Origin of the sequence: Halorubrum sp. CBA1125, assembly GCF_009742825.1 — an archaeon.
In the GTDB taxonomy this organism is placed as follows: Archaea; Halobacteriota; Halobacteria; order Halobacteriales; family Haloferacaceae; genus Halorubrum.
Genome location: NZ_WPCE01000188.1, coordinates 1 through 5,322 on the forward strand (window position 1 = coordinate 1; position 5,322 = coordinate 5,322).

The following is a 5,322-nucleotide window of genomic DNA, read 5'->3' on the forward strand; positions in this document are numbered from 1 at the left end:
TAATCCAGCGAGATGGTGGCGAATACCCTTTTCAAGATCTCGCGGGGTGTCCGCTCTCGCTCCACAAAATCCAAGTTGATCCACTCGGTAGACTCGGTGAGGCGGGCGGTTTTCGGCATAGGCACTGAATCCTCGTCCCGCCCTCGTTTCTTAACTTAACACGGCGCGCATCGTCGACCGAATCTACTTCTACCCCGTCACCGTAGCCCGCACGTGGAGTACTTCGTCACGGGCGCGACCGGCCTCGTCGGGACCCACCTCGTCGAGCAGCTGGTGGCCGCGGGCCACGACGTCGTCGGGCTGACGCGCTCGCGCTCGAACGCGGCCCACCTCCCCGAGGCCGTGACGGTCGTCGAGGGGGACCTCACGGACAAGGCGAGCATGCGTCGGGCGATGGAAGGAGTGGACGGCGTGTTCCACGTCGGCGCGTGGTTCTACGTCGGCCCGGGGCCGGAGCAAGCCGAGACGGCCCGGCGCGTGAACGTCGGGGGGACGCGCAACGTCCTCGAGCTGATGGACGAACTCGACGTTCCCAAGGGCGTCTACACCAGCACGGTCGGCGTCCATCCGGGCACGAGCGGGGCGATCATCGACGAGTCGACGGAACCCCCGCAGCCGACCTTCGCCGTCTACTACCGGACGAAGTGGGCGGCCCACTACGAGGTGGCGAAACCGATGATGGCGGACGGCCTCCCGCTGGTCGCCGTCCTCCCGAGCGCCATCTACGGGCCGGGCGACAAGCTCGAAGGATCGATGCGGAGTATCTTCCGGGACTACCTGACCGGCGACCTCCCGGCGATCCCCCGCGAGTCGCGTCTCTCTTTCGACTACGTCGCGGACACGGCGCGCGCTCACCGCCTGGCGATGGAGCGGGGGACGCCCGGGGAAGAGTACATCATCGCCAGCGAATCGCGGTCGTTGGTCGAGGTGTTCGAGCGCGCCGAGGCGATCACGGGGGTCCCGACCCCGCGGGTCGTCCCCGCGGCGGCGTTCGGCGTCCTGGCGCGCGTCATGCGGGTCGTCGAACGCGTCGTCACCCCGCCGGAAGGGTTCGAGCCCGAACTGCTCTCGTTCGCGGCCGGCCGGCGCTACGATGTCGACAACTCGAAGGCCAGACGCGAACTCGGCCTCGAACACCGGCCCTTGGAGGAGGGCCTGCGGGAGTACCTGACCTGGGAACTCGAACAGCTCGGGATGAACGCCCCCGTCGACGGGTAGGCGATCTCCCTCTCTCGCTGATACCAGCGGCAGCTTTACCACCCGACCCGTCGTCGCCCCGGCATGGTCGCAACGGGGAGGGCGAGATACACACCCCACGCACTCGTGTCGACGGTCGTGTTCGAGTTCATGCACATCGCGGACGAACTGGCCGGGTACTGGGCCCCCTTCGAGCCATTCAACGAGCCCCTGGTGGCCACGGTCGGCATGGGGGTCTTCACGCTCGTCGCGCTGGCGGGGCTGTGGGGCGTCGCCGTCGACCGCCGGATGGGGTACGCCCTTGCTGCCGGCTTCGGCCTCTTCTTCCTGGTCGTGGAGTGCTGGCACTACTTCGATCCCGCGAACATGACCGTCTCGCGGTGGATCGTCCTGTGGCTCGCGCAGGGCTCGGGCGCGACCGTTGGCGTCCTCGGCGTGACGCACCTCCGGAGCGGAGATACCTAGAAGACTTACCCGGGGAAGACTCCGTCGGGCGACGGGACCGTCCAGAGGTTCGCCGCGACTTCGAGGAGTACCCCGTCGAGTTCCTCACGCATGTCGAGGTACCAGAACTCGAGCTCCCCGAAGCGCCCGCTCTGGACGATCTGGATACCCGCGTCCTCGTACCGCTCGACTGCGGCGCGCGGGTCGTCAAAGGCGAAGCAGCCGATGTGGTGGATGCCCGTGCCGCCGGCGTCCAGGTGCTCCGTGTACGTGCTTGGCCCGTCGAGCGGTTCGATCAACTCGACGTTCAGCCCCGGGAGGCCCGGGTTCGGGAGCGACGACAGCGCCCCGTCGTCATCCGATCCGGATCGGAGCCCGAGCCGGTCGCGCAACGCCGTGAGCCAGCTCACGACCCGCTGTAGCGTCTGCCCGGAGACGACCTTCGTCGTCAGGTCGACCGGTCCCTCGACGTCCGTTATCGCCACCCGCATCGAGTACTCGGCCGGCTCCCCGCGGTAGGTCGTGTCGGTCAGGCGCGGGGGCTCGTAGCGATACGTGAACCACGGCTCCATCCCGAGGAGGGCTCCGAACCGGCGCATGCTCTCCTCGAGGTCTTCGACGACGAACGCGACGTGGGAAATCTCGGGGAGCGGAACGTCGACTTGCGGGATCGTGTCGTCGGCCATGGGGGGACCGTTGGCGGGACCGGGAGTTAAACCAGGGCGGTCATGCCTCGCTGATCGGCTCGTCACGCGCGTTCATGACGTAGTAGAGACACAGCCGATCGTCGCCGGCCTCCGTCTCGGCGTGGAGGTGGCCCAGCGAGCCGTCCCCGGGGGACGGGAGGATCTGGGTCTCGTTCTGGCAGTACTTCCCGACCATGAAGTCCGTCTCGATCTGGCGGATCTCGTCGTGCCAGTTCGAGAAGTCGAACATCTCCATGCGGTCCTCGTCGAACTCGAGCCGGACGTCGCCCCCTGCCGTGTCGAGCACCTCGTACTGCCCGTCGATCCCGTGTTCGGTCTGCTCGAACTGGAACTCGAAGAGGGGGTCCGACAGTCCGGCGTTCGAGACGAGCCGCACGTCCCACGCTCCGTCGAGGGCTTCGGGCTCGGGGACCGATCCCCGGTCCCAGAGCGTGGCGTGATCGGCCGGGGCGAGGAAGTCGAAACCGTATCGACGCGTCAGCCCGAACGTCAGCGTCTCGACACCGTACGGGAACCGGCCGATGTACGCCTTGCCGACGGCAAGGTCGTCGGTCACCGGGAGCAGGAGGTCGTAGAACGGGCGGTACACGAGGTCGGTGTAGGTGAGCAGGGCGTACGGACGGCCGTTGTGCTCGACCTCGCGGAGCCGGTTGTGTCCCACGACCACCTCGTCCGAGTCGGTCGTCTCGCCGACGAGCGAGCCGCCCTCTCGCCAGAAGCGCTTGTGGAACCCCGCGGGGAGCGGGACGAACCGGTTCAGGAACGTGAAGGCGTGGTCGGTCGGGAAGAATCCCCGCCAGTGTTCGTCGTTCGCCACCTCCCGCTTGTCGACGTCGATCTCGCGTCCCCCCTCGTTGACCAGCGTCTCTATCGGGTCGGGATCGGCGTCGTGGAAGAGTTCGTCGAGTTCTGCGCGGGTGCTGTTCCTCGGATCGGTCTCGAACGCGTCGATGGATTCGCTCATATCGTGACACCGCCCCGCACAGGCCCCTTCCGATGGGTCCCCGACCGGCGACCGCGGGCGACGGCGCACCCGTTCGCGGTCACCGGTACCGCTCTCCCACGTCGAGCCCCAGCCGCATCCAGAGCGGATAGGACGCGAACAGCACCACAGCCAGGACGTCGGTCCCCGGCTGCCGGGTCAGTTCCGTGTCGAGCCCCGAGTTCAACATCCAGTCCGAGCCGCTCATCCACTCCCCAAACCACCAGGGAAGGACATCGAGGTACAGAAGCGTGCTCACGATGACGAACACGGCGACGACGCCCGTCGCGAGCCGATTGCGACGCGAACGGGCGTCGACGTACCGGCCGATGGCGACCCCGATGAGCACGAGAGCGGGGGGATCCAACAGGAAGCTCATGGCCTACGCGCAGTGCTCATGACTCGTGGGGGGACAGAAATAGGTTGCGCCCCCTCCGATCGGATCCCGCCACCGGTCGAAGCGTGACGCGTCCTCGAACGCAGTAACATTTTTGACACCGTAGTGTGACGCGTTCACATGGTATCGGCTGGCGTGATACGGCGACCGGCACGGTGGCTGGCGTTCGCGTGGCGGGGCCTGACGTCCGTCGCGGGGTGGGTTCTCGAGGCGCTGGGAATTGGACCGGACGTCGACCCGCACACGAGGGTGACGTTCCGAGCCATCGCCGACGCGGTGATCCCCGAGACGCCGGAGTTAGCCGATGAGCTCGGACCCGAGCACGTTCCCGGGGGACTGGCCATCGACCTCGACGAGTTCGCGATCACCTACGTCGACGACGGCTTCCAGTTCGGCCTCCCCGACCTCGGCCCGCAGGGGAACATCGAGCTGGCCGATCCGATCGCGCACACGCTGGACGCGGCGGCGTTAACGCTGCTGGATCGAGGGGACAACGAGGCCGAGCCCAGCACGGACCGGGCGCTGTCGCTGCTCGGTCCGGACGACCCGTCGCCGGACGAGGCGGAGAGCGCCGTGGGGCCGTTCGCGGAGCTGTCGCGGGAGGACCGGCTCCGCGCCATCGCCATCCTCGACGAGTTCGAGGTCGAGGTGACGCCGACGGACCACGATCTGTTCGAGATGGACGCCGGCCTCGTCGGCCAACTCGTCATCGGGTTCGTGGAGATGATATACTACAGCGAGTGGGAGGGGTACGACGAGTTCACCCAGCCGCCCAGCGAGCGCGTCCACCCGAACGATCCGGAGGCGGTCCAGAGCTGGCGACAGACCGGCTTCCCGGGGTTCGCGAACGGGTACGCGGCGCTGCGTGGCTACGTCGGCGCGGACGACGGCCCCCTCGGCGGGGGCGAGGAGTGGACGACCGTCGACGAGGAATCGGGCGTTCGGATCGTCCGCGAGTCGGGGTCGTTCCGGGAGAACGACTACGACACGAGCGACTACGAGGAGCCGTTCCCCGTGGAGGGCTGAGATGGTCGCGGATAGCTACGACGTGGTGGTGGTGGGCGCGGGCGGGGACGGGCCGGTGGCGGCGTGGAAGCTGGCGGAGGCGGGACTGTCGGTGCTGATACTGGAGGCCGGCCCCTTCCACGGCAACGAAAAGTGGCCCAATCCCCACGAGGAGCCCGGCGGCGAGGCCTCCTCCAGCGTCGAGGATCTGAGCGGCGAGCTCCTCGACGAGCAGTTCACCACCCGCGAGTTCGAGATGATCAACAACCTCGTCTTCGGTCCGGCGGACCACGAGCGGGGATTCTGGTTCCGGAAGTTCCCGGGCGACGGCGCGATCCTGCAGTGTGCCGGCGTCGGCGGCACCACGCTGCACTACACCGGCTGTCACCCCCGGGCGTATCCGGCGTCGATAGACGAGCAGGGCCACTGGCCCATCGACTACGCCGATCTCGTGCCCTACTACCAGGAGGTCGAGGCCATGTGCGAGGTGGCCCCCGCGCCCGTCACGGCGAAAGAACAGCTGTTCTTTCGGGGCGCCGAGGCGGCGGGGTGGGAGCTGATCGAGGACCTGAACGTCACGGAACCGGGGT

Annotated in this window: 7 protein-coding genes and 1 pseudogene; 4 read left to right on the forward strand and 4 right to left on the reverse strand. The window is 67.8% G+C overall.

Going from position 1 to position 5,322, the window contains the following annotated elements:
• A pseudogene (locus GJ633_RS17935) lies at positions 1-119 on the reverse strand (IS6 family transposase); the annotation flags it as partial.
• 94 nt (positions 120-213) lie between these two features.
• Here GJ633_RS17935 and GJ633_RS13515 point away from each other — a divergent pair.
• Together GJ633_RS13515 and GJ633_RS13520 are read left to right on the forward strand one after the other, a co-directional pair.
• On the forward strand, positions 214-1,218 hold the full coding sequence (locus GJ633_RS13515) for an NAD-dependent epimerase/dehydratase family protein (protein WP_197431346.1): 1,005 nt from the start codon (positions 214-216) through the stop codon (positions 1,216-1,218).
• A gap of 63 nt (positions 1,219-1,281) precedes the next feature.
• A complete protein-coding gene (locus GJ633_RS13520; protein WP_156589236.1) occupies positions 1,282-1,662 on the forward strand; it encodes a hypothetical protein in 381 nt (126 codons plus the stop codon).
• Positions 1,663-1,667: 5 nt separating this feature from the next.
• On the opposite strand, the gene GJ633_RS13525 is transcribed toward GJ633_RS13520, so the two are convergent.
• From GJ633_RS13525 to GJ633_RS13535, 3 genes are all read right to left on the reverse strand, one after another.
• Positions 1,668-2,327, reverse strand: coding sequence for a VOC family protein (locus GJ633_RS13525; protein ID WP_156589237.1), 660 nt, complete (start codon positions 2,325-2,327; stop codon positions 1,668-1,670).
• A 40-nt stretch (positions 2,328-2,367) separates the two neighbouring features.
• Positions 2,368-3,312, reverse strand: coding sequence for a hypothetical protein (locus GJ633_RS13530; protein WP_156589238.1), 945 nt, complete (start codon positions 3,310-3,312; stop codon positions 2,368-2,370).
• Between the two features lie 79 nt (positions 3,313-3,391).
• Positions 3,392-3,709: a hypothetical protein gene (locus tag GJ633_RS13535; RefSeq protein ID WP_156589239.1), complete on the reverse strand. Its 318-nt coding sequence runs from the start codon at positions 3,707-3,709 to the stop codon at positions 3,392-3,394.
• A gap of 138 nt (positions 3,710-3,847) precedes the next feature.
• Here GJ633_RS13535 and GJ633_RS13540 point away from each other — a divergent pair, with 138 nt between their 5' ends.
• Positions 3,848-4,753, forward strand: a complete 906-nt coding sequence (locus tag GJ633_RS13540) for a hypothetical protein (protein ID WP_156589240.1) — start codon at positions 3,848-3,850, stop codon at positions 4,751-4,753.
• Between the two features lies 1 nt (position 4,754).
• A partial coding sequence (locus GJ633_RS13545) for an FAD-binding protein (RefSeq protein ID WP_156589241.1) occupies positions 4,755-5,322 on the forward strand: 568 nt, incomplete at its 3' end.

Coding starts and splice junctions, on each gene's coding strand:
- GJ633_RS13535 (WP_156589239.1), bottom strand. CDS start 3,709: ATGAGCTTCCTGTTGGATCCCCCCGCTCTCGTGCTCATCGGGGTCGCC.
- GJ633_RS13540 (WP_156589240.1), top strand. CDS start 3,848: ATGGTATCGGCTGGCGTGATACGGCGACCGGCACGGTGGCTGGCGTTC.
- GJ633_RS13520 (WP_156589236.1), top strand. CDS start 1,282: ATGGTCGCAACGGGGAGGGCGAGATACACACCCCACGCACTCGTGTCG.
- GJ633_RS13525 (WP_156589237.1), bottom strand. CDS start 2,327: ATGGCCGACGACACGATCCCGCAAGTCGACGTTCCGCTCCCCGAGATT.
- GJ633_RS13530 (WP_156589238.1), bottom strand. CDS start 3,312: ATGAGCGAATCCATCGACGCGTTCGAGACCGATCCGAGGAACAGCACC.